Below are 23,072 nucleotides of genomic sequence, written 5' to 3' on the forward strand. Positions count from 1 at the left end.
CCGCTGGTACCACTACCGATCCAGACTCACATGATCAAGTCACAAAGTACGGCTGCCCTACTAGGAGGTGCGTGGTGTTCGAGGAGTATCCACGTGATATTCCGTGCGCAAGGGGCGGCAAAGCGGGTGCGGACCGGGTTCTGGGGTTGGAGGTCGTCCGAGGCCGCATCACCGAAGGAGGCACCCTGCTTGTCGCTGCGTCCGGTGCCTTCCTGGCCGACGGAGAACGGGTCGAAGCTGATCACGGCGGCACCGGCGGAGCGGCGGGCGTGCTGGTCGGTCGGACCACAGGAAGCAGGGCGCCTCCCGGGCAGTCCAACAATGTCCTGCCTGGGAGGCGCCCCTTGGCCGCCGCTCTGTCTCCGCGGCCGGCGGCTGACCCGACCTACCGGACGTTGATCACCATCCGCCGGAAGGAGTACAGGTTGGGCGAACCGTTGTCACGTACCTGCAGGATGATGTGGATGCTCTGCCCGCCAGCGTTCGACGGGATCTGCACCGTGGCCGAGGTGCCAGAGCTGTTGCTGATCGACACGCTGCCGTTGTACGAGCTGGGCTCGTCGTAGTACGACCACGTGTATGCCAGCGAGTCGCCGTCTGGGTCGCTGGAGCCGGCTGCGCTGAGGTTCACACTGGAGCCAGCGGAGGCGGACATCTCCAGGACATCCTTGGTGGTGTCACCGTTGAGAACGGCGATCGGATGGTGGTTGGCGCCGGAGTAGCTGCTGGTGATACTCCAGTCCATCCGGGCCGCGAAGTCGTTGTGAATCGCGGTGCTCCACCGGTTGATCGAGCTGCCACCCTCCGACGCGTCGGTGTACATGTAGTAGGGGTCGAACGACGGCTCGTGGTCTAGTCGACCACTGCAGGACATACCACGTACAGCGGACCTTTCGGCCGGGCCGAACCGACCGCCGAAGCCGCCCCAGTCCACGTGGTCCGGATCGGTCAGCCCGTTCGCGATCTGGTGCAGGAACGCCGGGGTGTCACCCTCGGTCGCCCACTGCTTGTCCGGGTACTGCGCCCCCAGCGGACCGTGGTTCTGGACGTTGGAGTCCAACCAACTGTCCGACGGCTGCCAGCTGTACACCAGGTTCTTTGCGCGGATGTAGACGAGGTTCGGGTAGTTCTTCGTCAACCACGCGCCCGCATCGTCCTGACCGAGGATGTCGTACACCCGGAGCTTGCTGATGAACCGGTTGACCTCTGCCTGGCTGCGAGTGTTCTGTACCTTCCAGACCGCTTGCGCCAAAGTGTTGCCGCCACCCCAGAAGTTGACCCAAACCGGCCGGGGATCGTCCCGGTCCACCGCAGCGATAATCAGCTCTGATCCTGGGGTGTCCCTACCCGAACCGACCGCGTCCATGCCGTAGCCGGTCTGGCCCAACTTCGAGATGGACTGCAGGTACGACAGGCTCGGGTAACCGTCTGCGTGTCGTTGCAGGTTGGACAGCACCTGGCCGTACGCGTTCAGTCGTGGATTGAGTAGATTGTTCATGTTGGAGGAGCTCTGCGTCGGCCGCCAGCAGCTGGTGCTGCCGATGATGCCTTCCAGGTCCACCTCGTTGGCCATCACCAACATACGAACGAGCGACTGCAGGTCGTCCGGGTCGGCACCTAGGTCGGTTGTGTTGATGACCCGCGGTTTTGCGGATGCGGCTCGTACCGATATTGACTTGGCGAGTGAGTTGGTGCGGCCGTCGTTGTCGGTGACGGTGACGGTGACGGTGTAGGTGCCGGCGGTGGGGTACTGGTGCGTGGTGACTGCGCCGGTCTTGATGGTGCCGTTGCCGTAGTCGGTGCGGTAGCTGGTGATGGTGCCGTCAAGGTCGAAGGATGCGGTGGCGTCGACGGTGATGGTGTCGCCGGGTTTGGGGTTGGTCGGGGTGACGGTGAAGGCGGCCACTGGGTCGCCGGGGTTGCTGGTTCGGGCGACTCTGATGGCGTTGACCTTTGCGTTCTCGATGTTGGATACGAATTGGATGTCGATGGTGCCGTCGCCGACGGCTACGGAGCTTTCGGTGGTGTAGGCGGCGTCCGCGCCGACTTGAGCGAAGATGTCGAGGTCGCCGACCTGTTCGGTGTCCTCCATGAGGACGTCGAAGCTTCGGAGACCAGCTGCGGTGTGGTAGACCTCGGCGAAGTAGAGGGTGACTGTGTAGTAGCCGTTGGGCACTGAGGCTGAGTAGCTGAAGTCGCCGTAGCGTTCGCTCTGGAAGAGGGTGTCGTCAGTGGTGCCGCTGATGGGGTCGCTGACGGTGTAGGTGGAGCCGCCGGAGAATCCCGTGTCGGTGGCGAAGGCGGTGCCGTCCGAGCTGGTGAAGGCGCTGCCGCCAGCGTTGACGGCGAAGACCGTCTGAGTAGGTGGTGCGGTGGTGGGTGGTGGTGCGGTGGTGGGTGGTGGTGCGGTGGTGGGTGGTGGTGCGGTGGTGGGAGGTGGGGTGGTGGGGACTGTGGAGCCGGTGCAGACGGTGCCGTTCAAGGTGAACGAGGTGGGTTTCGGGTTGCTGCTGTTCCAGGTTCCGTTGAACCCAGGGCTGACGGTGCCGTTGGTGGGTATGTTGCCGTTGTAAGAGGCGTTTCTGACGGTCACGTTGCTCCCGGACTGGCTGACCGAGCCGTTCCAGAGCTGAGTGATTGTCTGGCCTGCGGGGAAGGTGAACTGGAGTGTCCAGCCCGAGATCGGGTCGCCGAGGTTGGTGATGTCGATGGTCGCGCCGAAGCCGCCAGACCACTGGCTGGTGATGTTGTAGTCAACCCGGCAACCGGCTGCGGCGCTGGCTTGAGTGGCGACGGCTACTGTCGTGGTGGAAGCCACGACGAGCGCGGTCGCGGCCAGCGCGCTACGTCGGAGTCCGGACAGTCGAGCTTTCTTGTGGTGGGCAAGCCTCATCGGGCTTCCTCTCTGCCGCCCTAGTCAGGACGATGGGCGGCGAATAGCGCAGCTGGACCTGAGCTGAGCGCATTGCTGCCAGAAGGTGAACGGACATGTCGCCGGCTGCCGCCCCAGCTGCGGGTATGAAGGACGAGAGTTTGCGGCCGTTGCCCTCGGCCACAGAACGAGCAGCGCCCCCGGTCTCCCGAACGCCATATCGACAGTCATCATGGCAGACGAGAATCGCAGCTGCAAGGGTAGTCGGAACTGAATAAATATTCCGCGCCGGTGGGTGCACTGTTTCGCCTTGATTGGCGTCGGTGCTTGTGGGTGATCGGCCGGGCTGACACTTACCAGTAGGCGCTGCGCATGCGACAGCGAGCGTCGTTGCGGTAACCGCGCGATGCCGGAGTCCGCTAGATGGCGTTTTCGAGCCGGCAGACCTCGGCGGGGGCGTCCCTTCCTCTGCCTATTGCAGGCCGGCAATGCCGGAATGGGCGTAGCTGAGGGCGTGGGCCTGCTTCTCGCCGGATGGCCGGCGAGCTACTGCTGACCTTTGCCCTCAGCTACGTCGTCGAGGAATGGGTGCGTCCGTTGCCGTTGCCCTCGGCCACGGAAACATCGGCGCTTCTGGGCTCCCAGCGCGTGTTGTCCACACCTCATCATGCCAGTAGCGGTCGGGCGCTGCAAGGAAAATCGGTTATGAATACCTACTCGAGGAGGATGCGACATCGGTCGACTGCGGCAGTAGGCAATCTTGTCGACCTGCCAGACTTACCAGTTTCGCTGGCCTCGGCGAAACAAATCGGATGAGCTACCGGGAAGTAGGTCGATCTGGGGTGTCAACCAGGAGTTGGGCGACCGTGAGATCGGTGATGAGCACATTGACGTGCTTGCCGAGCAGTGCGCCGCGGATGGCGGCGAGCTTGTTCCGCCCGCCAGCGACGGCGACCCGCCGGGGAATCGTCTGCAACTCTGTGGGACTGATGCCAAGGATTCGGTCGCCGAGCGGGGTGTGCACGGCCTGACCTACGGCGTCGTAGAACCGCAGGCAGACATCCCCTACGGCACCGCCGGCGCGTAGGGCCGCCTGGTCAGGCTCCGCGAGGGCGTTGCCGCTCTCGAGTAGCAGCGGCGAGGGCTCGAGGCTGCCGATGCCGACCAATGCCATCGTCAGCTTAGGCCAGGTCTGCAGCACTTCCGCGACGGTGGGATCCCGCAACAACGCCTCGCGAGCAGCCTCGGTGCCGAGCATCGCCGGCGCCGGCATGAAAAGTGGCTCGGCTCCGGTCATCGCCGCGAATCGGCTCATCAGCAGGTTTGCGCGTACCTGCACGCGAGGATTCCCGACGCCACCGACGATCTGGACGACCTGATCAACGACGCGGGTGCGGGACGGACGCATCCGTTCGACGGCGGCCAGCAGAGTCGCGCTCCATGAGGAGATGCCGACCCGGTCACCGCCGGTGAGGGTGGTCTCCAGGTAGTCGGCTGCCGCCGCGCCCAGAGCTGGGAGCAGGTCATCCACGCTCGAGGCATCGACCACCACAGCCTCATGTAGATCGTACTGCTGCTCGATAACCTCCTCCAAGTCGGTGTGGACACCGGCCGGCAGCGACACGATCGTCCGGACGATGCCAATCTCAGTGGCTCGTTTGAGCAGCCTGGACACACGTGCCTGCGAGATGTGCAACTCATCGGCGATGCTGGTCTGCCGCATGTTTCGTTCGTGGTACATGCGGGCGACCTTCGCGACAAGCCGAACCTGGTCGTCGCTGTATGCCGCTCGTGGTTTCGTGCCGACGACATCCTCCTCAGCTGCGGCTTGGTGGCTGCCCTCTGGTACTTGCCCGAGGGCCGGTTGGCCGATCCCTGCCGATCGTAGCGCCCGCCTTTGGGCCGGCAGGGCGCACGCGTAGCACGGCCCACTCAGAGCCCGTGCGGGTCAGCGTCGAAGCACCCGGTGGGCCGCGTCGACGATGCCGGCGGGAGAGATCCCGAAGTGCTCCAGCAGCCATCGGGCCGAACCGGTGGGCGCGAACACACCGGGGACGCCGACGAACCTGACCGGAACCGGATGGTGCTGCACAACGGTCTCCGCGACAGCTCCGCCCAGGCCGCCCGTGGTCAGCGCCTCTTCGACGGTGACGATCGCGCCGGTGTCCCGCGCCGCCGCCACGACGGCGTCGACGTCGAGCGGCTTCACGGTCGGCATCGACAGCACGCGAGCCTCGATGTCAAGCCGACTCAGCAGCCCGGCGGCCTCCATCGCCGCGGAGACGACGGTCCCGTTGGCGATGATCGTGATGTCGGTTCCTTCGCGGAGCCGGACCGCCTGCCCGGCCACGAAGCGGTAGTTCTCGGCGTTGACCGCAGCGACGCCCATCCGACTGACCCGGATGAAGACCGGCCCTGGATGCCCGGCCGCCCAGCGGACCGCCTGCCCGGTCTCGGCGGGGTCGCTGGGCACGATGACCGTGAGATTGGGTATGGCACGGAGCCAGGCCAGATCCTCGATCGAGTGGTGCGTGGGTCCGAGCTCGCCGTAAGCCATGCCCGGGCTCATCCCGCACAGGTTCAGGTTGTGGTTGGAGTACGCGGCGTCGACCTTGATCTGCTCGAGCGCGCGGGCGGTGAGGAAGCACGAGGCGGCCGAAACGAAGGGTATCTTCCCGCCGTTGGCCAGGCCGGCGGCAACGCCCACCATGTCCTGCTCGGCGATGCCGACGTTGATCAGCCGGTCAGGAAATCTGCTGCTGAACTCGCTCAGCTTGCTGGAACCCACCGAGTCGTTGACCACCGCGACGATCCGTGGATCGGTTGCTGCGAGCTCGACGAGGGTCGCCGCGTAGGCGTCGCGGCAGTCGTGCAGGACCTGATCGGTCGTCAAGGTGCTCACTCTGTCTCCAACTCAGCGAGGGCGGTGGCAACCTGGTCGGCGTCGGGGACCTTGTGGTGCCAGGCGACCTCGTCGCTCATGAAGGTGATCGGATGGCCCTTCACCGTGTGGGCGATCACGAACGTGGGTTTGCCGTCGGCCGGGGCGCGGGTGAGCACGTCGAGCAGCGCGCCGTGGTCGTGTCCGTCGACCTCGACCGACTGCCAACCGAACGCACGGATCTTGTCCGCGAGCGGCTCCAGCTCGTTGGTGTCGGCGACCCGGGCACCCTGCTGCAGCCGGTTGCGGTCGACGATCGCGGTGAGGCGCTCCAACCGGTGGTGTGCGGCGGCCATCATCGCCTCCCAGTTGGAGCCCTCCTGCAACTCGCCGTCGCCGAGGACGACGAAGGTGCGTCGACGGGAACCGTCGAGCTTGCCGGCCAGGGCGGTGCCGACCGCGATCGGCAGACCGTGCCCGAGCGGGCCGGTGTTGGCCTCGACACCGCGGACCTTGGTCCGGTCGGGATGTCCGTTGAGCTTGGACAGCGGCTGCAGGAACGTGTCCAGGGCTACCGGGTCGAGCAGGCCGGCGGCGGCCAGCGTGGCGTAAAGTGCGCCGGCCGCGTGACCTTTGGACAGGATGAGCCGATCTCGCTCCGGATCATCCAGTTGGTCTGCGGAGATCTCCAGCACGTGCAGATAGAGGGTGGCCAGGATGTCGATGACACTGAACTCGCCACCGACATGCCCCAGCCCGGCCGCGTTGATCATGCTGATGTCGCGCCGCCGGATAAGCCGGGCTCCCTCCCGGATGTGCGCGATGATCGCCTCCCGGCCGGCCTCGGGGCCGATTCGACCGAGGACGGGCAGCGCCGGGGTGTCGGGGGCGGCGACCGGTGCCGCGTTCATCGGTCCACCACCATCGAACGCAGCAGGGCGTCCTGCACCAGGCGTTGCGCGGTGAGCGCGTCCTGGCGGTGCTGCGCCTCGCGTAGCGCCTGAATGTCGAGCAGATCCAGACCTCGGTGCACCGCTTTGAGGAAGCGGATCGACAGCCGGGCCGCCTCGATGCTGTCCTCCCGGAACGGGAACTGGTCGAGCTGCCAGACGCCTTCCCAGTTGTTCACCCGCAGGGTGTAGAAGAACTCGAAGATCTCGGTGAGGTGGACGGTTCCGACCACCAGGTCGTCGTCCCAGCCGCGGAGGTTGTCGTTGACGTCCATCCCGTAGAGCCGGCCGTGGTCGATGAGCAGCTGAGCGGCGTCGGCGGGCGACTCTCCGCCGTACAGTGAGTGACCGAAGTCGAGCAGGACCCCGACGTTGTCCAGGCCGATCTGTTGGATGCCCAGCAGCGAACGGGCGGCGGAATCCCAGGTCATGTGCACCCGGGGCTCGCGTGGCTTGTATTCGATGGCGAACTTCAGGTCGGGATGAGCGCCAGCGAGCTCGCGCATGCCGTCGACGGCCAGCGCCCAGAGCTGCCGGTGGTCCACCTGGAACGGGTAGTCCCAGCCGTCCTGACCGGGCCATATCTTGACGTAGTCGGCGCCGAGCTCGCGGACGACTCCGGCTGCCTCGTGCATCAGGTCGAGCGCGGCGGAGCGCACCGCCGGGTCCGGGTTGGTGAAGGCGCCCTTGCTGAACCTGCGCAGGTAGATCTCCGGCGTGATGCCGATGGCAGCCAGGCCGGCCTCGGCAAGCGCGTCCTTCACCTCGGACAGGCCGACTCCCGCAGTGAACGGGTAGTTCAGATCGACCACGGACAGCTCACCGACCTCGCCCGCCCGGGCTATTGCTTCCAGGGTGGTGACAGCGGGGGCGTAGCCGTCCACCGCGTAGCGGTCGACGTAACTGGCGAAGTGCCACAGTCCGGCACCGAACCTCGGCTCACTAGGCATATCTATTCAACTCCGAAATCCGATTCACTAGAAGGTTACCAGAGCCCGGTAGGGGCACAAAGCTTCCCAGCGCCCCTACCGGGCGGCGTACGTCACTCCAGCGCGAACAAGGTGTACGAGTCGGCGTTGTCTGCGGTGATCAAGGCGCAGTCGATGGACTGCTTTTCGGGCTGACTGGCGGTACCGGTGCGAATCACCTCGTCGGCCTGTTCCACCGCGGTTTCGGCGATCAGCACGGCCGGCTGCAGGCCGGTCGCGAGCAACTCGCCGGCCTTGATCGCGGCCACCGCGTCCGGGCTGCCGTCGAAGCCGGCGATGACGATGTTGTCGCCCAGGCCGGCGGCCTTGACCGCGGCCAGCGCGCCCAGCGCCATCGTGTCATTACCCGCGATGATGCCCTTGATGTCCGGGTTCGTCTGCAGAATCGTCTCAGTCTTGGTGAACGCCTCCTGCTGGTCCCAGTTCGCCGTCTCCTGGGCGACCAGCTGCATGTCCGGGTACTGCGAGATCACACCCGAGTAGGCGCTGGAACGAACTCCGGCGTTGGTGTCGGAGGCCTTGCCGGTCAGCTCGACGTAGCCGCCGCTACCGTCCATCGCCCGGACGAACTCCTCGGCGACCAGCGCGGCACCCTGTGAATTGTTCGCCACGATCTGCGCGGTGGCCAGGCCGGTCTCGTTGATCTCCCGGTCGATGAGGAAGACCTTCACATCGGCCTCGACCGCCTTACGGATCGGGCCGATCGACGCGTCGGCGCCGGCGTTGTCCAGGATGATCGCTTTGGCCCCAGCGCTGATCGCCGAATCGATCAGCTCGGACTGCTTGTTGGGGTCGTCGTCGTGCGACGTCGACGTCGTCTCGTAGCCGAGCGACTCGGCCTTGGCCACTGCCGCGTCGGCCTCTGCCTTGAAGAACGGGTTGTCGTGCGACGGGGTGATGACGGCGATCAGCCCGCCGGCCGAGTCGGTCGAATCGTCGGTGGCCGGTGCGGTGCCGTCGTCGGTGCCGCACGCCGCCAGGGCGAGCGTCCCGGCGACCAGCAGTGCGGCCGCCCGCCTTACGGGAGAACGGAACATCGGTGCTGCCTCCTCAGTTGGGAATTTGTGGGGGATGGGGACGGCTACGGGGATGCCTGCCTCGCCGCCGTAGCCGCAGAGGAACGTTTCAGGCGTTGCTGGCCCTGATCGAGCAGTACGGCGAGGATGATTACCGCTCCCTTGATCACGATTTGCCAGAACGTGGAGACTCCGACCATCACGAGGCCGTCGGAGAGAAAGCCGATCACGAATGCGCCGACCAACGCGCCACGGACCGTGCCCCGCCCGCCGGCCAGGGACGCGCCGCCGATCACTACTGCGGCGATCGCGTTGAGTTCGAAGGTCTCCCCGGACTGTGGCGCGGCCGAGGTCAGCTCCGAGGCGATGATCAGACCGACCATGGCGGCGCAGAATCCGGACAGCATGTAGACCCACATCTTGACCTTGCGGATCGGTACGCCGGACAGTTCGGCCGCCCGCTCGTTGCCACCGACGCTGAACAACCAGCGCCCGAACGGCATCCGTCGGATCAGCACCATCGCGAGCAGGGCCAGCAGCACCATGATCCAGATTGAGGTGGGAATACCGAGCAGTCGGCCGCGACCAAGGAAGCCGAAGCCGGTGTTGCCCAATTCCGGGCTGCCTTCGAGCCGGGGGAACGTGGCGCCGTCCGAGATCAGCATGGCGATGCCGCGCGCCACGTACAGCATGCCGAGGGTGGCGATGAACGGGGCCAGGTTGAATCGTGCGACGAGCAGTCCGTTGACCGCGCCGACCAGCATCCCCACCGCGAGGGAGATGACGATCACCGCCCACACCTGCGGGTACAGGACGACGTCGAAGGAATTGATCTCCCAGCCCTGCAGCAGCACCCCGGCGACGATGCCGGACAGCCCCACGATCGAGCCGACAGACAGGTCGATTCCGCCGGTGAGGATGACGAACAGCATGCCCAGCGCGAGAATGGCGTTGATCGCCACATGGCGGGTCATCGTGATCAGGTTGCTGCTGGTCAGGTAGGTGTCGGACAGCGAAGCGAAGATGACCACGATGACGGCGAGGGCGATGAACGCCCGCAGCTCCAGGGCTGCGTCGCCCAGCCGGCGGGTCCAGCTCGGTCCCGATCGCACCGTCGGCCGGCGTTCGCCGGCCGTCGCGGTGGCCGGCTCGCTGGTGCGGATGCTGGTCATGCGGTCGCTCCATTCGACGGTGGCGGCGGCGTGGCCTCGCCGGAGGCCGCCATGAGCTGCTCCTTGCTGGTGGTCGCCGGGTCCAGGATCTGCACCACCCGGCCGCGGTACATCACCACCACCCGGGTGGCGGCGTTCAGCGCCTCGCCCAGTTCTGAGGTGGCGAACAGCACCGCGACACCCTGCCGGGCCTGGTCCGCCATCAGTGTGAAGATGTCCGCCTTGGCGCCGACGTCGATACCCCGGGTCGGCTCGTCCAGCAGCAGCACCCGCGGCTCCGTCAGCAGCGCCTTGCCGATCACCACCTTTTGCTGGTTGCCGCCGGACAGTGAAGTGATCGCCGCACCGGCGCCGGCGGCCTTCACCGTGACACTGGCAATCGTTCGGCCGACCGCGCCGGCTTCCTGCGCCCGGGCGATGAGCGGCCCGAGCCGGAGCCGCCGGATCGCCGCCAGTGACAGGTTCTCGCCGACCGACATGGTCTGCACCAGGCCGTCCCGTTGCCGGTCCTCGGGAACCAGTACGAGCCCTAGGTCGATCCGCTCGGCGATGCCCGCCGAGGCGACGTCCTGGCCGGCTACCGTGACCGATCCAGTGTGCAGCGGTAGCCGGCCGGCGAGCGCCTCCAGAAGTTCGGTACGGCCAGCGCCCATCAACCCGTACAGACAGACCACCTCGCCGGCGTGGACGGTCAGGTCCAAGCTGTCGACGGCTAGGCGAGCCGGGTTGGTCGCGTCCACGACGCTCACGCCGCGGATCCGCAGCAGTGGCTCGCCCGCCGGAGTCGTCAGCCTCGGGTACAGGTCGTCCGGGCTACGACCAACCATGTTCGCGATGATCCAGTTCAGGTCGACGTTGGCGGCGTCGTCGGTGGCGATGAGCGCTCCGTCGCGCAGCACAGCGACGTCGTCGGCGATTTCCAGCGCCTCCTCCAGGTGGTGGGAGATGTAGACGATCGCCACGCCATTGCCGGTCAGCTCGCGGATGACCCGGAACAGCACCTCGACCTCGGCTGCGCTCAGCGCGGACGTCGGCTCGTCCATGATCAGAACCCGGGTGTCGAGCGAGATCGCACGCGCGATCTCGACGATCTGCTGCTGACCTAGGCGCAGGTCACCGACCAGGGCGTCTGGGTCGATCGGCTCCTCCAGCCGGTCCAGCAGGGCCGTGGTGATTCGCCGCTGCCCCCGAGTTTCGAGCAGGCCTCCGCGCCCGGTGCGCTCACGTCCGAGGAACAAGTTGTCGGTGACGCTGAGGTTCGGACACAGGTTGAGTTCCTGGTGAATGATCGCGACCCCGTGCCGGACGGCGTCAACGGCAGACCGGAACGTCACCGGCGTGCCGTCCATCTCGATCACCCCGCTCGACGGCGTCTCCACCCCGGCCAGGATCTTCATCAAGGTGGACTTGCCGGCGCCGTTCTCGCCGAACAGGGCGGTGACGGCGCCGGCACGGACGCTGAAGTCGACCCTGGTGAGCGCCTGAGTGCCGCCGTACACCTTGCTGACCGCACGGGTACGCATCACGACCGGACCGGCGGTGGTCACGGTGCCACCGCCAGCTCGACCGGCGTCACCTGGATCAGCTCCGGGTTGCTGCCGTAGGTGAACGCACCCACGAACGACACCTGCTTGCCAACCGCGGCCTCGGCGTCGAACCCCGCCAGCACCTTCGCCTTCACCTGGTTGTTCAGCTCGGTGGCGGCGTCGGCGTACTCCAGCTGGTTGAGGAACTGGTCAAAGGTGATGAAGCCGGCGGCATCGCGTAGCGCGGTGCCGTTGATCGCTGGCCCGACCTGCAAACTCACCTGCACCCCCTCGGGCAGCCCGTCGATCTGCAGTGGTAGCAGGGTGCCCGCGACCGGTCCGGCCACGCCGGTGCCGGTGGCGGCGAAGGCGTAGCGGGCGTTCGGGCCGTCGCGGTGCCCGTACTCCTGCCCGGCCGCCGCCGGGTCGGCCGTGACCGCCTCCAGCAGCTGGGCGATGTCGACCGCGTTCTGTTCGATGGCCGGCACCACCTCCGTGTCGTAGCGCTGTGCGGCGTACCCGGCGGCGTCGAACTGCTGCGCCGCACCCGCGACGGCGGCTTCCTCCGCATCGACCACCTTGGTGGTGGACGCGATCGCGATCAGCAGCGCCACCAGGCACGTACCGCCGATCACCGAGGGACGGCGTAGCAACGCTACGGCGGACTGTCGGGTTGTCTGCGTCATCGCGAAGGTGCTCCTCTCGTCGGGGTTGTCGCGGACGGGTCGCGGCTCGTGCGGGTCGGTCAGTCGCCGATGTCCGGAAGGTCAGACACCCGGCCGACCCTGGACCGCGCAACGGCTGCGGCCCACTCGGTGCGGCGCCGACCCCGGGCCTCGGCCGCCATGGTGGGCTCGACGAGCATGCCTGCAGACACCGCCGCGTCGGCGTCGGCCAGGCCGAGCGACTGCCGGGCGAGCGTCGCGGCGCCCAGCGCGGACGTGTCCACCGCGTCGGCCACCCGAACCGACCGGCCCAGCAGATCGGCCTGCAACCGCATGAGCCGGCCGCTGGCGGTGGCGGCACCGTCGGTGTGCAGCATGTCGATCGCGGTCGAGTTGACCTCGATCGCCTCGAGCACGTCGGTGACCTGGTGGGCGACGCTCTCCAGGGCAGCCATCGCCAAGTGGGCCCGATCGGTGCCGCCGGTGATACCGGTGAGGATGCCGGTCGCGGACCGGTCCCAGTACGGGGCGCCGAGACCCGAGAACGCCGGTACGAAGTGCACGCCGTCGGCGTCGTCGACCGCGTCGGCGACCTTCTCCAGCTGCCCTACGTCGGGCAGGCCGAGAGTACGGGCCATCCAGGCGAGCGCGGCGCCGGACGCGATGATGTTGCCCTCTCGGGCATAGGTCGGCTTGTCCGTCAGCCAGGCCAGCGTTGTGGCCACCCCGGCGGACGGGACGTCGGGGTGCGCGACCGCCGCCATCACGGAGGTCCCGGTGCCGTAGGTGGCCTTCGCTGTACCGGGCAGGTGACAGCCGTGCTGGTACAGCGCGGCGTGCGAGTCCGCAAGCACTGCGGCGACCGGCAGCTTCGCCGGCAGTACGCCGAGGTCGGCGGTGACCCCGAAGCCCGCGTCGGAGGCGCGTACGGGGGGCAGAACCGCGCGGGGTACGCCGAACGCGGTCAGTAGGTCCGTGTCCCAGTCCAGCGTTGTGAGGTCGTACAGCAGCGTTCGGGAGGCGTTGCCGGCCTCGCAGGCGAACACTGCCCCACCGGTGAGGTTCCAGACGAGCCAGGCGTCGACCGTGCCCACGACGATCCCGGCCCGTTCTGCCGCACCGGGTTCGGTCAGGCCTGCCGCCGCCAGCAGCCAGGCCATCTTGGGCGCGGAGAACATCGGGTCCAACGGCAGTCCGGTCCGCTGGCGTACGGTTTCGGCCAGCCCGGCGGCGGTCAGCTGCCGGCACTTGTCGTCCGCTCGGGCGTCCTGCCAGCTGAGCACTGGGCCGATTGGCCGGCCGGTGCGGCGGTCCCACCCGACGACGGACTCCCGCTGGTTGGACACGGCGACTGCGGTCGGGGTCGGGCCACCTGCGGCGTCGAGGCAGTCCCGTACCGCGATCAGGACACTGCGCCACAGCTCCTCCGCGTCCTGTTCGACCCAGCCTGGGCGAGGGAAGGTGACGCCTGCCGAGGCCGACGCGCGGCTGAGCACCGTCCCGGAACCGTCGACGAGCAACGCCTTCGTGTTGGTGGTGCCCTGGTCCACCGACAGGATCGTGTCCATCGTCACCTTCTGGATATCTATTCACTATTGAATCAAGTGTCATCAGGTTACGGCCCTGTGACCACCACGTGTCAAGAGCCGGCTGCGTACCCGTTACTGCACGATCTGTGTCCGCTGGCGGCGTTCACCGGTCAGTGGCAGGCTGGGTGAGACCGGCGGGGTCGGCCAGCGGCGTCGCTCGTCAGCTAACCGGAGGTCCGCTACGGTGGCAGGCGAACTGGGCGACCCCTCGGCAACGCCAACGGCGGAGCGGCCGACGGCACCTCGGCTCAACCGGCGCCGAAGCAGACGAACGCGGCGGCCGTCGCGTGCCGGGCCCCGACCGCACCGTCCGGGTCCGCGGCGAACGCCCGCTGTGCCCGGGCCAGCGCCACCGCTGGCGCATGCCCGGCCAGCATCTCGCGGTGCAACTCCAGCATCAGCGCGGTGGTCAGCTCGCCCGGCACCGGCAGCACCGTCGCGATCAGACAGCGGGCGCCCAGCGCCAGCAGCACCGCGGTGAAGCCCATCACCTCGTCGCCGGGGCGGACCCCGGCCAGCCCGGAATCACAGGCCGACAACACCACGCAACCGGGCGGACTAGTAATTCGCTCCAGTTCGTACGCGGTCAACGGTCCGTCGGCCAGCTCCAGCGTGGAGAACAGCGGGTTGTCCGCCCGGAACCGCCCGTGCGCGGCGATGTGCGCCAGCCTAGTGCCGTTGAGCGCCGCGGTTACCGCGTCGGCGGTGGCGGCGGCCCTGGTGAGCACGCGGGAGCCGGGCAGCACCGCACCGAGCTGCCGCACCTCGGTCTCGGCAGCCGGCAGTCGCGGCCCGGCCACCAGTACCGCCGGCCCGCCGGCCGGCTGCGGGTCCACCCCGCCGGACCGCCGGCCGGCGGCCCGCAGCCACGCCGTCGCCGATGGCGCCACCGTCACCGCCCGGCCCGCACAGGTCGGCAGACCCGACCACGGTACGGCGTGCAGCTCGCCGATCGGCACGATCACCAGCGGACGGTCGGCGATCAGCTCGCGTACCGGATCGAAGAGTTGCCGGTCCAACGCGCCGGCGGTGTGCCGTACCCCGGTCCGGGCGTCGGCGCTGTCGCCGGTGGTGACCAGCCGGCGCAACCCGAACCGGTGCAGCCGGGCCGCCCGTACCGCGTCGGCCAGCGGTCCGAGGTCGTGCAGCGTCGGCCGGCCGTCGCGGACCAGCACCGCGAGCAGCCGCCCGCCGTGCGTCACCAGTTCCAGCAGTACGGCGGCACCGAGCGCCGCGGCGAGGTCGGTGACCCCGGGCGGCGCGTGCAGTTCGCCGCCACCGTTGACCCCTCGGGCCAGCTCCCGGATTCGCTGCTCCAGCCGGGCCTGACTGCCGCGTAGCGTCTGGACCGGGTTACCGGCCAACAACGCGTCCTCAAGTGCGGCACTGACCATCCGCAGCTCGGTCAGCGCGGTGGCCAGGTCCGGGTCCGGTGGCGGTGAGACCCGTCGCATCCGTAGCGCATTGGCCCGCCACCGCTCCGCCCAGGTCAGCACTTGCGCCGGTGCGCCCCGCCGGACGGCGATGTCCAGGCCTTCGGCGGCCAGTTCCTTGCCGTACGTCCCGCTGTTGGCCCGCAGTTCGGTCGCGCCGAGCGAGGCGCGGTGCCCGTCGAGTACCGCCAGACCGTGGCGCAGCGCACGGGCCGCCCCGGACTCGTCGCCAGCCAGCCGGTGGCGTAACGCCAGGGCGTACCACCCCTGGGCCCGGCGGGGCGCGGTACCCCGCCGCCGGGCGTCCGCGGCGACCTCCAGCAGTTCGACCGCCCGGCTGTGCCGGCCCAGCGCAGTGGCCAGCCGGGCGGCCTCGATCCTGGTGGTCAGCGCAGGTCCGGGCCAGCCGGTGGCGTCGAGCTGGTCGGCGGTACGGATCATCGCGGCGAGCAGTGCGGGGGACCGGGTACCCCGGGCGTACCCGGCCCGCAGCTCGACGTGCCGGGCGAGGGTGGCCCAGGCCCGCCGGCCTTGCCGTCGGAACCGGCTGCGCGCCGCACCGGCGGTGTCGGCTGCGGTGGCCAGGTCGCCGGCGAGCAGCGCGGCACGCGCCTGGGCGAGCAGCGCCTCGGCCAGGTCGGAGGCCATCCCGAGCCGGCGCAGCTCGGTCACGGCGGTCTCGGCCACCGCGACCGCCTCGTCGATCAAGGGAACGGACAGCAGCAGCTCGAAGCGGTCCAGCAGCAGCGCGGGGCGGGGCACCGCGAGCCGGCGGTACTCGGTGTCGACCTCGGCGAAGCAGTGCAGCGCGCCGGCCACGTCGCCGCGTTGTCCGGCGGCGATGCCGCTGTTCCACCGGGCGTCGGCGGCGGCCAGGTCCAGCCCGAGTTGACTGAAGATGGCCGCAGCGCGGCTCAGGTCGTCGTCGGGGCCCCGGCCACCGCGAGCCGTACGGCGGCCATCGGACGGACCGTCGGGGTCTCCGTCATCGGCATCGGGGTCTCCGGCGCCGGCGTTGAGGTGGGCGTTGAGTAGCCCTCGGTTGTTGCGGGCGCGCGCCTCCAACAGCAGGTCGCCCTCGCGGCGGGCGATCTCCACCGCATGGTCGTAGTCGCGGACCGCTTCGTCGAACCGGCCCCGGTAGTGCAGCACCACGCCGCGCTGCATCCGGGCTCGGCCGGCGTCGGCGCCGGTCAGCTGCGGTAGGGCCAGGGTGACGACCCGCAGCGCGGCGGTGGTCCGACCGGCACTGGCCAGGACGTAGCCGAGGCTCATCCGGGCCAGCGCCCGCAGCCGGGCATCGTCCCCAGCCCGTACCGCCCGGCGCAGATGGCGTGCCGCGCCGGTCAGGTCGTTGAGCTCGCGCAACGCCAGTCCGATTGCACGTTCCGCAGTGGACCGGGTGCGGGCGTCAGGTGCATCGGCGAGCACCCGGTGGGCGATCGAGATGGCCTCGTGTGGGTAGCGCTGGACGGTGTCCAGGGCCCGCTGTGCCAGGTCGACACCGGAATCGGTGCGTTCGGTCACGAGAGAGAGAATTCCCCACCTGTGCGCCCTAGGTCAACGCCGGCGCCCGGCCGCCAGTCATTTAATTGACACCTAACTATCCTTTGAAACAGTCGTGTCGGTCCCGTAACCTTTTGTGGTCGCCCTCGTGGTGCCGGCCCCGTCTCCCACCCGCTTGGAGGGTCAGGTGTCGTCCGACCACCGTCACCCCATGCCGGGTCTTCCCGGGCAGGTCTCCCGTCGGCGGCTGATGGGGTGGTCCGCGCTGGCCGCCGCGCTGCTGCCCCTCGGCCCGACGACCAACTGGTCACGCCTGACCGGCCGGACCGGCGTGCCCGGACCCGTCGACCCGTCCCTCGACCAGAGCTACCAACGGGCGTTCCTGGAGACCCTGGCCGCCCACCCGGCGGTACGGCGGCACACCGCGGCAGCCGGCGCGGAGTTCCTCTACCGTCCCCGGCAACTCCTGGTCGCCCCGGCCGACATGGAACGGGTGACGGCCCGGCTGCGCGCCAACGGCCACCAGGTCACCGAGGACGAGGGCTTCGCTCATGTCGGCCGACTGCGCTTCGGCCGGGAAACCGACGTCCCGGCCGTGGTCGACCAGCTCCGCGACCCGCGCCAGTGGCCCGGCGGGCGGGCCCCGCAGGTGCAGCCGCACCACGTCCTGCTCGGATTCGGCAACATCATGGGCAACCCCAACGGGCCACCACGGGCCGCGGCCGCGCTGCCACCGCCGGACCCGGCCCGGCTCGGTGAAGGGGCTGACGTGACGGTCGGCGTCTGCGACACCGGCATCTGGCGGCTGGCCGGCGACGTGCACCCGGACTGGCTCGGCGGCAGCTACCTGCCGGAGACCGACGACGAGGACCCGCTGTACCTCGGCGGCACCCAACTGGCCCTGCAGGGCGGGCACGGCACCTTCGTCGCCGGTGTCGTACGGCAGGCCGCCCCCGGCGTACGGGTCGACCCGGAGTCGGCACTGGACGCCAACGGCATCGGCGACGAGGAGAGCCTGATCGCCGCGATCGGCCGGCTCGGTCCGCAGGTGTCGGTCATCAACCTCTCCCTCGGCTACTTCACGCAGCACGACCAGCAGCCGTTGCCGCTGGCCAACGCCGTCGCCGCGCTGCCCAAGACGACGGCGGTGGTCGCCGCCGCCGGCAACGCCGGCACCAGCCGCCCGTCCTGGCCGGCGGCGCTGCCCGGTGTGCTGGCCGTCGCCGCCCTCGACGCGACCGACGGCGTCCCGGTGCCGGCCGACTACAGCAGCCACGGCTCCTGGGTGGACGCCAGCACGTACGGCGACCGCACCAGCACGTACGTCGACGGGGAGATGGTACTGCCCGGCCAGCCGGTGCTGCACTTCGACGGCTTCGCCGCCTGGGCCGGCACCTCCTTCGCCACCGGCCACGTCTCCGGTCGGCTCGCCGCCCTGATGACCGGCACCGGGCTGGACGCGGCGGCCGCCGCGGCGGTGCTGACCGCCGGTCCGGCCTGGCACCCCGACTACGGCGTGCTGGTTGAATGAGCAGCCCCGACGCCATCCCCGACCCGGCGCCGGCTACCGTCCCCGACCTGGTTTCCGCTGCCGCCGCCGGCGACGAGACCGCCTGGGCCGCGCTGGTCCACCGGTACGGCCCGCTGGTGGCGGCGGTGATCCGCAGCTACGGGCTCGGCCACGCCGACGCCGCCGACGTCAACCAGACCGTCTGGCTGCGGCTGGTCGAGCACCTCGGCCGGCTGCGCGAGGCACACGCTCTGCCCGCGTGGCTGGTGACCACCACCCGACGGGAGTGTCACCGAATGCTGCGGCTCGGTCGGCGTACGCAGCCGTTCGACCCGTACGACGAGTCGACCGACGCGCATGTCGGCGTCTTCCGGCTGGTCGACCGGACGACTCCCGACGAGGATCTGCTCCGGGACGAGCGGCGCCAGGCGCTGCGTGACGCGCTCGCCGAGTTGCCGCCGCGCTGCCGGGAACTGCTCACGCTACTCGTCGCCGACCCGCCGGCCAGCTACCGTGAGATCGGCGAGCAACTCGGCATGCCCACTGGAAGTGTCGGCCCGACCCAGGCCCGATGCCTGGCGAAGCTGCGCAACTGCCCAGCCCTCGCCCCGTACGTCAGGATCGGCCCGCCCGGGGAGCAGCAGGGGAACGGAGGTGAACGTGATGCGGCAGTGGCCACCAAACAGTGACGACGAGCTGCTGATCGAGCTGGGTGCCGCCCTGCGCGACTCCGGACCGGTGCCGGAGCACTTCCTGGCCGCGGCACTGGCCGCGTTCAGCTGGCGGACCGTCGACGCCGAGCTGGCGGTCGCCGAGCTGACCTTCGACTCGGCTTGTGACCTGGAGCCGGTCGGGTCGACCCGGTCCGGCGGTACCGACCGGACCCTGACCTTTCGGTCCGGTCCGGTGGTCCTCGCCGTCGAGGTCACCGCGAGCGGGGCGGTCGGGCAGCTCTCCCCGGCCGCGCCGGGCCGGCTCAGCGCCCGGTCCGCCGCCGGGCAGTACGAGGACGTGCCGGTGGACGAGGCCGGATTCTTCTCGATGGGTGTACCGCCGACCGGCCCGGTGCAGCTGCGGGCCAGCACCGCGACGTACAAGGTCCGGACCTGCTGGGTCAGCCTGCGCTGAGCCAGCAGATCCGGAACCTCGTCGGGACGGAGGTCACGGGTCCCGGACGCCACCTCCGTCCCTGCCCTCCGAGGTGGCTAACGGTCCTGCTTGTTGACGGTTACGTCGTAGCGCACACCGCCCAGGTCGGCCCGGTCGGAACCGTCCGCATCGGGGCCGAACTGCGTCACCATCACGGCGATCGGCTTCTCGACCGGGTTGGTGGCGGTGAACATCAGCCGCATGGTCAGCCGTTCGTTGCCGCGTAGCATCAGGTTGTCCAGACTGGCCTGGCCCGGGTCGACGATCTCCACCCGGTTGCGGCCCGCTTCCCGGATGCCCTTGCCGGCCATGCCGCCCTCGACCCAGCGGGCGAACAACGTCGGCCCGAGATCCACCACGAGCCGTCCACCGGCGGTACGCAGCGGCGCGCCGTCCTCGCTGAAGACCACGCTGTTGCGGGTCGGCTGCCGCAGGACGTTGCCGATCGCGAACGGCCGGACCTCGGTCTGCCCGTTGGTCGACAGCGCCACCGAGTCGACGTTGCGCCAGGCGATGTTGTTGTTCTGCCGGGTGTTCACACTGTTGCTCGGACCCTCGAAGGTCATCGGGTCGTTGGGGGAGACCCAGCGGGCGAGCAGGCAGAAGTGCCCCGGGCCGGGGACACCGTTCCAGGGGATGGTAACGGTGGTGACTCCGGCGTAGACCGGCACCGTCATCCAGCCGATCTCGGTCCAGTGGGTGGGCCAGGTCGCGCCGCCGCCCGGCGTGGTCCGGTAGACGTGGATCTCACCCTGCTCCATGCCACCGGAACCGTACGGGCCGGGGTTGCGCAGCTTGATGAAGATGTAGTTGGTCTGCCCGACGATCGGGTTCTGGCTGGTCGCGCACTCGACGGCGGTGGGGCATACCTTGATGTCAGGGCTCGCCCAGATCGGGCTCAGCCCGTGCGGTTGGATGCCGACGTCCGCCGGATGGTCCTTCATGTAGACGTCGACGGGTGCGGCGGCGGCACCGCGGTCGGTCGAGCGGTCGAGTGCCGCCGCCGTGGCCGAGGTGACCGGGAGCAGCAGCGCCAGCGTCGCCGTGCCGATCAGTGCGAGTGTGGATCTGCGTACGCGTTGCCTCAGGCGCGTGGACAAGGTTTCCTCCCGAAGGGGTAGGAGTGTGGCGACCGCCGTGGTGCCGACGGTCGCGGGGTGGACACTTCTACCGAGAGGGATCGACGCTGAAAAATACTTTGGCCGGGCTCGGTTCGTTGTCAGATGGTGGAAATCAGTCGGAAACTCGGGCAGGGCGGTCGTTCCGTGACGGGTGCGAGCCGCGGTGATCTCCGCCAGTGTGGCCCGCGCTTGACATGGTGCCGACGCACGGGTTCCCTAGGTGTTATCGATCGAAGTCGATGACGATCGGTGTCAATGGAGGGAAGTTATGCCCACCCCGTCCCACTGGCGCGGCGCCGCCGCGCTGACCAGCGCCGCGCTCATCGCCGCCATCGCGCTCGGCGCATCCCCCGCCGTCGCGCGGTACGACGGACCGGCCGGCCCGACGACCCCGACCGCGCTGTGGGCCAGCACCAACGGCGTCGCGATCAACCTGACCTGGCAGCAACCGCCCACCGGGCCACGGGTCCACTCCTTCCGGGTGTACGAGGGCGGAGACGTGGTCGCCCGCACCAGCACCACCTCGACGACGATGAACGTGCCCTTCGGCTCGTCGCACACGTACACCGTCACCGCCGTCGACCGGCACGGGCGGGAGTCGGCGCCGACCGACCCGGTAACCGGCCGCTCCTGGCTCTCCGGGGTCAACCCGGAGTGCCTGCCGACCCCGACCCTGCCGATCACCGTCACCGCCGCCACCGCGTCGGCGGTCTCGCTCTCCTGGCCCCGGCACCCGCTCGGCGGCGAGCTGGACCTGCGGGTGAACGGCGTCAGCTTGGGCTGGACGTCGCTGACCAGCGCCCGGGTCGGCGGTCTGGCGCCCGCCACCGATCACCAGATCCGGCTCTTCCGGCTCGACCAGTGCAGCCCCGGATCCACCGAACTGGTCGGCTCGACCAGCGCCACGACCGCCGCCGGCGATCCCGCGCGGCACGCCCCGCCTGCCGGCCTGACAGTCACCGGGCGCACCGACACCACGATCAGCCTGGCCTGGACCGCGCCGGCCGGAGCGCCGCCGGACCGGTACGCGGTCTACGAGGGCGGCACCCGGGTCGCCTCCAGCGTCGGCACCACCGTCACCGTCCAGCGGCTCTTCCACGCCACCTGGCACCGCTTCACCGTCGCCGCGCTCGATCCCGCCGGCAACGAGTCGGCGCACAGCCCAGCGGTGTCGGCTGGGACCGAGACCTGCCTGAGCAGTCCGCCCCGGCCGGTCGGGCTGGCGGCGACCGCGCTCTCCCCGTCGTCGGTGCGGCTGGGCTGGACCTTCGACGCCGTCGCCACCTCGTACACCGTCTGGGATGGTGACACGGCGGTCGCCACCTCCCGCTACCCGGAGACGGTGGTCTCCGGGCTGCCGTCGGCGTCCCGGCATGTCTACCGGGTCAGCGCGACCCTTCCCCGGTCCTGTGGCGAGACCCCGCGCTCCGCCCAGGTGCGGGTCACCACCGCGCCCGGTCCCGCCGCCCGGCCGGCGGCGCCGGCGTCGCTCGAGGTGGCCGGCAACGCCCCCGGCGCCTGGCCCACCGACGCTCGGCTCACCCTGGTGTGGTCCGCCTCCACCGGGGGCGAGCCTGCCGTCAGCTACCGGGTGTACGAGGGCGCGACCGTCGTCGGCGAGACCGACGGGACCCAGCTGACGCTGGCGGTGGGCGGGGCGACCTGGCACACGTTCACGGTGGTCGCCGTCGACGCCGCCGGCAACGAGTCGGCGGCCAGTCCGTCGGTGACCGCGCAGGGCATGTTCTATCCGCCGCCGTAGCGCAGGCGACGCCGCCCAAGCGGGCTCCGGCCGAGGTCGGGCACGTGGCGGGCGGGTCCGACAGGGCCCAGACGAGTCGGGTGAAGTCGTGTGACGCGCTGGTACTGGGTCGTTCCCACCTGCTGCGGCCAAGCTCGGCATCTGCGTACGCTGCCACTCAGCAGCAGGAGTCGTACAAGATTCCAGTACGACAGTGGTACCGTATTCCTGTACCGGCTGGAAGGAGCGCAACCATGTCCATCAGCGCAAGCGAAGCACGGCAGCGCCTGTTCCCCCTTATCGAGCGGGTCAACGACGACCACGACCCGATACGCATCAGCTCGCGCAGCGGGGACGTGGTGCTCATGTCGGCGGAGGACTACGACGCCTGGCAAGAGACCGTGTACCTGCTTCGGTCTCCCGGGAATGCGAGGCGGCTCATGGAAGCCGTCGCCCGGGACCGAGCGGGCGGCCCCTCGATTGCCAAGACCATGGACGAGCTTCGGGAGTTGGCCGGGGGCGAGGAGTGAGGGGGGTCAACTTCGACCCCGACGCATGGGAGGACCTATTCTTCTGGCTCGCCTCGGATCGGAAGAAGGCGCGCCGGATCACCCGTCTGATCGGCGAGATCCAGCGTGACCCGTTTACCGGTGTCGGCAAGCCGGAGCCCCTGAGAGGCGACCTGTCCGGCTACTGGTCGCGGCGGATCGATGACGAACAACGCCTGGTGTACCGGGCCGACGAGAAGGAAGTGAAGATCATCAAGGCCCGGTACCACTACAGCGACTGACCGGCGCGGCGCAGTCCTGTGAAGTGCCCCCGGCAGGATTCGAACCTGCGCTCCCGCCTCCGGAGGGCGGTGCTCTATCCCCTGAGCTACGGGGGCTCAGCGACCCAGGAAGATTAGCAAACCCAGCACCGGGTCGCCGAATCGGTATCCGCCGTGTCCGGT

The 23,072-nt window shown here is 69.3% G+C and carries 18 protein-coding genes and 1 tRNA gene; 6 read left to right on the forward strand and 13 right to left on the reverse strand.

What is annotated here, in order from left to right:
• Nucleotides 1-385 precede the first annotated feature (385 nt).
• The 11 genes from ACFHWU_RS09095 to ACFHWU_RS09145 all read right to left on the reverse strand — a co-directional run bounded on the left by ACFHWU_RS09095 (nucleotide 386) and on the right by ACFHWU_RS09145 (nucleotide 16,620).
• Complete coding sequence (locus ACFHWU_RS09095; protein WP_416556947.1) at nucleotides 386-2,893, reverse strand: nucleoside hydrolase-like domain-containing protein; 2,508 nt, start codon at nucleotides 2,891-2,893, stop codon at nucleotides 386-388.
• 796 nt (nucleotides 2,894-3,689) lie between these two features.
• Nucleotides 3,690-4,496, reverse strand: coding sequence for a sugar-binding transcriptional regulator (locus tag ACFHWU_RS09100; RefSeq protein ID WP_416556948.1), 807 nt, complete (start codon nucleotides 4,494-4,496; stop codon nucleotides 3,690-3,692).
• Nucleotides 4,497-4,820: 324 nt separating this feature from the next.
• Nucleotides 4,821-5,774, reverse strand: a complete 954-nt coding sequence (locus ACFHWU_RS09105) for a transketolase family protein (protein WP_416556949.1) — start codon at nucleotides 5,772-5,774, stop codon at nucleotides 4,821-4,823.
• Nucleotides 5,771-6,664 carry a transketolase gene (locus tag ACFHWU_RS09110; protein ID WP_416556950.1) on the reverse strand — a complete coding sequence of 298 codons (894 nt, stop codon included), beginning with the start codon at nucleotides 6,662-6,664 and terminating at the stop codon, nucleotides 5,771-5,773. The genes ACFHWU_RS09105 and ACFHWU_RS09110 overlap by 4 nt, the downstream gene beginning before the upstream one ends.
• Nucleotides 6,661-7,653: a sugar phosphate isomerase/epimerase family protein gene (locus ACFHWU_RS09115; protein WP_416556951.1), complete on the reverse strand. Its 993-nt coding sequence runs from the start codon at nucleotides 7,651-7,653 to the stop codon at nucleotides 6,661-6,663. The genes ACFHWU_RS09110 and ACFHWU_RS09115 overlap by 4 nt, the downstream gene beginning before the upstream one ends.
• Nucleotides 7,654-7,745: 92 nt before the next feature.
• Complete coding sequence (locus ACFHWU_RS09120) at nucleotides 7,746-8,729, reverse strand: D-ribose ABC transporter substrate-binding protein (RefSeq protein WP_416556952.1); 984 nt, start codon at nucleotides 8,727-8,729, stop codon at nucleotides 7,746-7,748.
• Nucleotides 8,730-8,773: 44 nt separating this feature from the next.
• Nucleotides 8,774-9,880, reverse strand: a complete 1,107-nt coding sequence (locus ACFHWU_RS09125) for an ABC transporter permease (protein ID WP_416556953.1) — start codon at nucleotides 9,878-9,880, stop codon at nucleotides 8,774-8,776.
• Nucleotides 9,877-11,427, reverse strand: coding sequence for a sugar ABC transporter ATP-binding protein (locus ACFHWU_RS09130; protein ID WP_416590294.1), 1,551 nt, complete (start codon nucleotides 11,425-11,427; stop codon nucleotides 9,877-9,879). Before ACFHWU_RS09130 ends, ACFHWU_RS09125 begins: the two co-directional genes overlap by 4 nt.
• The gene (locus ACFHWU_RS09135; RefSeq protein ID WP_416556955.1) at nucleotides 11,424-12,092 is read right to left on the reverse strand and encodes a DUF2291 family protein; all 669 of its coding nucleotides are present in this window, start codon (nucleotides 12,090-12,092) and stop codon (nucleotides 11,424-11,426) included. Before ACFHWU_RS09135 ends, ACFHWU_RS09130 begins: the two co-directional genes overlap by 4 nt.
• 59 nt (nucleotides 12,093-12,151) lie before the next feature.
• Entirely contained in the window at nucleotides 12,152-13,639 is a 1,488-nt protein-coding gene (locus tag ACFHWU_RS09140) for an FGGY family carbohydrate kinase (protein ID WP_416556956.1), read from the reverse strand.
• A 269-nt stretch (nucleotides 13,640-13,908) separates the two neighbouring features.
• A complete protein-coding gene (locus ACFHWU_RS09145) occupies nucleotides 13,909-16,620 on the reverse strand; it encodes a CHAT domain-containing protein (RefSeq protein WP_416590295.1) in 2,712 nt (903 codons plus the stop codon).
• A gap of 190 nt (nucleotides 16,621-16,810) precedes the next feature.
• Here ACFHWU_RS09145 and ACFHWU_RS09150 point away from each other — a divergent pair, with 190 nt between their 5' ends.
• The 3 genes from ACFHWU_RS09150 to ACFHWU_RS09160 are packed head-to-tail and all read left to right on the forward strand — an operon-like array spanning nucleotide 16,811 to nucleotide 19,237.
• The gene (locus tag ACFHWU_RS09150; RefSeq protein WP_416590296.1) at nucleotides 16,811-18,130 is read left to right on the forward strand and encodes a S8 family peptidase; all 1,320 of its coding nucleotides are present in this window, start codon (nucleotides 16,811-16,813) and stop codon (nucleotides 18,128-18,130) included.
• Nucleotides 18,127-18,798, forward strand: a complete 672-nt coding sequence (locus ACFHWU_RS09155; RefSeq protein WP_416556959.1) for an RNA polymerase sigma factor — start codon at nucleotides 18,127-18,129, stop codon at nucleotides 18,796-18,798. Before ACFHWU_RS09150 ends, ACFHWU_RS09155 begins: the two co-directional genes overlap by 4 nt.
• Nucleotides 18,773-19,237: a hypothetical protein gene (locus ACFHWU_RS09160; RefSeq protein WP_416556960.1), complete on the forward strand. Its 465-nt coding sequence runs from the start codon at nucleotides 18,773-18,775 to the stop codon at nucleotides 19,235-19,237. The genes ACFHWU_RS09155 and ACFHWU_RS09160 overlap by 26 nt, the downstream gene beginning before the upstream one ends.
• 77 nt (nucleotides 19,238-19,314) lie before the next feature.
• On the opposite strand, the gene ACFHWU_RS09165 is transcribed toward ACFHWU_RS09160, so the two are convergent.
• Complete coding sequence (locus ACFHWU_RS09165) at nucleotides 19,315-20,358, reverse strand: hypothetical protein (protein ID WP_416556961.1); 1,044 nt, start codon at nucleotides 20,356-20,358, stop codon at nucleotides 19,315-19,317.
• Between the two features lie 289 nt (nucleotides 20,359-20,647).
• Between ACFHWU_RS09165 and ACFHWU_RS09170 the strand changes: the two genes are divergently transcribed.
• From ACFHWU_RS09170 to ACFHWU_RS09180, 3 genes are all read left to right on the forward strand, one after another.
• Nucleotides 20,648-22,141 (forward strand): fibronectin type III domain-containing protein, encoded by a 1,494-nt coding sequence (locus ACFHWU_RS09170; RefSeq protein ID WP_416590297.1) that lies wholly within the window; start codon nucleotides 20,648-20,650, stop codon nucleotides 22,139-22,141.
• A gap of 233 nt (nucleotides 22,142-22,374) precedes the next feature.
• Entirely contained in the window at nucleotides 22,375-22,650 is a 276-nt protein-coding gene (locus ACFHWU_RS09175) for a type II toxin-antitoxin system Phd/YefM family antitoxin (RefSeq protein ID WP_416556963.1), read from the forward strand.
• Nucleotides 22,647-22,910, forward strand: coding sequence for a Txe/YoeB family addiction module toxin (locus ACFHWU_RS09180; RefSeq protein ID WP_416590298.1), 264 nt, complete (start codon nucleotides 22,647-22,649; stop codon nucleotides 22,908-22,910). The genes ACFHWU_RS09175 and ACFHWU_RS09180 overlap by 4 nt, the downstream gene beginning before the upstream one ends.
• A gap of 24 nt (nucleotides 22,911-22,934) precedes the next feature.
• Here the strand turns inward: ACFHWU_RS09180 and ACFHWU_RS09185 are convergent.
• Nucleotides 22,935-23,006: transfer RNA gene (locus tag ACFHWU_RS09185), tRNA-Arg, on the reverse strand.
• Nucleotides 23,007-23,072 lie beyond the last annotated feature (66 nt).

It is taken from the genome of Micromonospora sp. LOL_015 (genome assembly GCF_048060275.1).
Classification (GTDB): Bacteria; Actinomycetota; Actinomycetes; order Mycobacteriales; family Micromonosporaceae; genus Micromonospora_E.

Bases quoted from the DNA above. Each gene is read 5' to 3' on its own strand.
- ACFHWU_RS09095 (WP_416556947.1), bottom strand. From the start codon at position 2,893: ATGAGGCTTGCCCACCACAAGAAAGCTCGACTGTCCGGACTCCGACGT.
- ACFHWU_RS09110 (WP_416556950.1), bottom strand. From the start codon at position 6,664: ATGAACGCGGCACCGGTCGCCGCCCCCGACACCCCGGCGCTGCCCGTC.
- ACFHWU_RS09115 (WP_416556951.1), bottom strand. From the start codon at position 7,653: ATGCCTAGTGAGCCGAGGTTCGGTGCCGGACTGTGGCACTTCGCCAGT.
- ACFHWU_RS09120 (WP_416556952.1), bottom strand. From the start codon at position 8,729: ATGTTCCGTTCTCCCGTAAGGCGGGCGGCCGCACTGCTGGTCGCCGGG.
- ACFHWU_RS09125 (WP_416556953.1), bottom strand. From the start codon at position 9,880: ATGACCAGCATCCGCACCAGCGAGCCGGCCACCGCGACGGCCGGCGAA.
- ACFHWU_RS09135 (WP_416556955.1), bottom strand. From the start codon at position 12,092: ATGACGCAGACAACCCGACAGTCCGCCGTAGCGTTGCTACGCCGTCCC.
- ACFHWU_RS09140 (WP_416556956.1), bottom strand. From the start codon at position 13,639: ATGGACACGATCCTGTCGGTGGACCAGGGCACCACCAACACGAAGGCG.
- ACFHWU_RS09150 (WP_416590296.1), top strand. From the start codon at position 16,811: ATGCCGGGTCTTCCCGGGCAGGTCTCCCGTCGGCGGCTGATGGGGTGG.
- ACFHWU_RS09155 (WP_416556959.1), top strand. From the start codon at position 18,127: ATGAGCAGCCCCGACGCCATCCCCGACCCGGCGCCGGCTACCGTCCCC.
- ACFHWU_RS09160 (WP_416556960.1), top strand. From the start codon at position 18,773: ATGCGGCAGTGGCCACCAAACAGTGACGACGAGCTGCTGATCGAGCTG.
- ACFHWU_RS09170 (WP_416590297.1), top strand. From the start codon at position 20,648: ATGCCCACCCCGTCCCACTGGCGCGGCGCCGCCGCGCTGACCAGCGCC.
- ACFHWU_RS09175 (WP_416556963.1), top strand. From the start codon at position 22,375: ATGTCCATCAGCGCAAGCGAAGCACGGCAGCGCCTGTTCCCCCTTATC.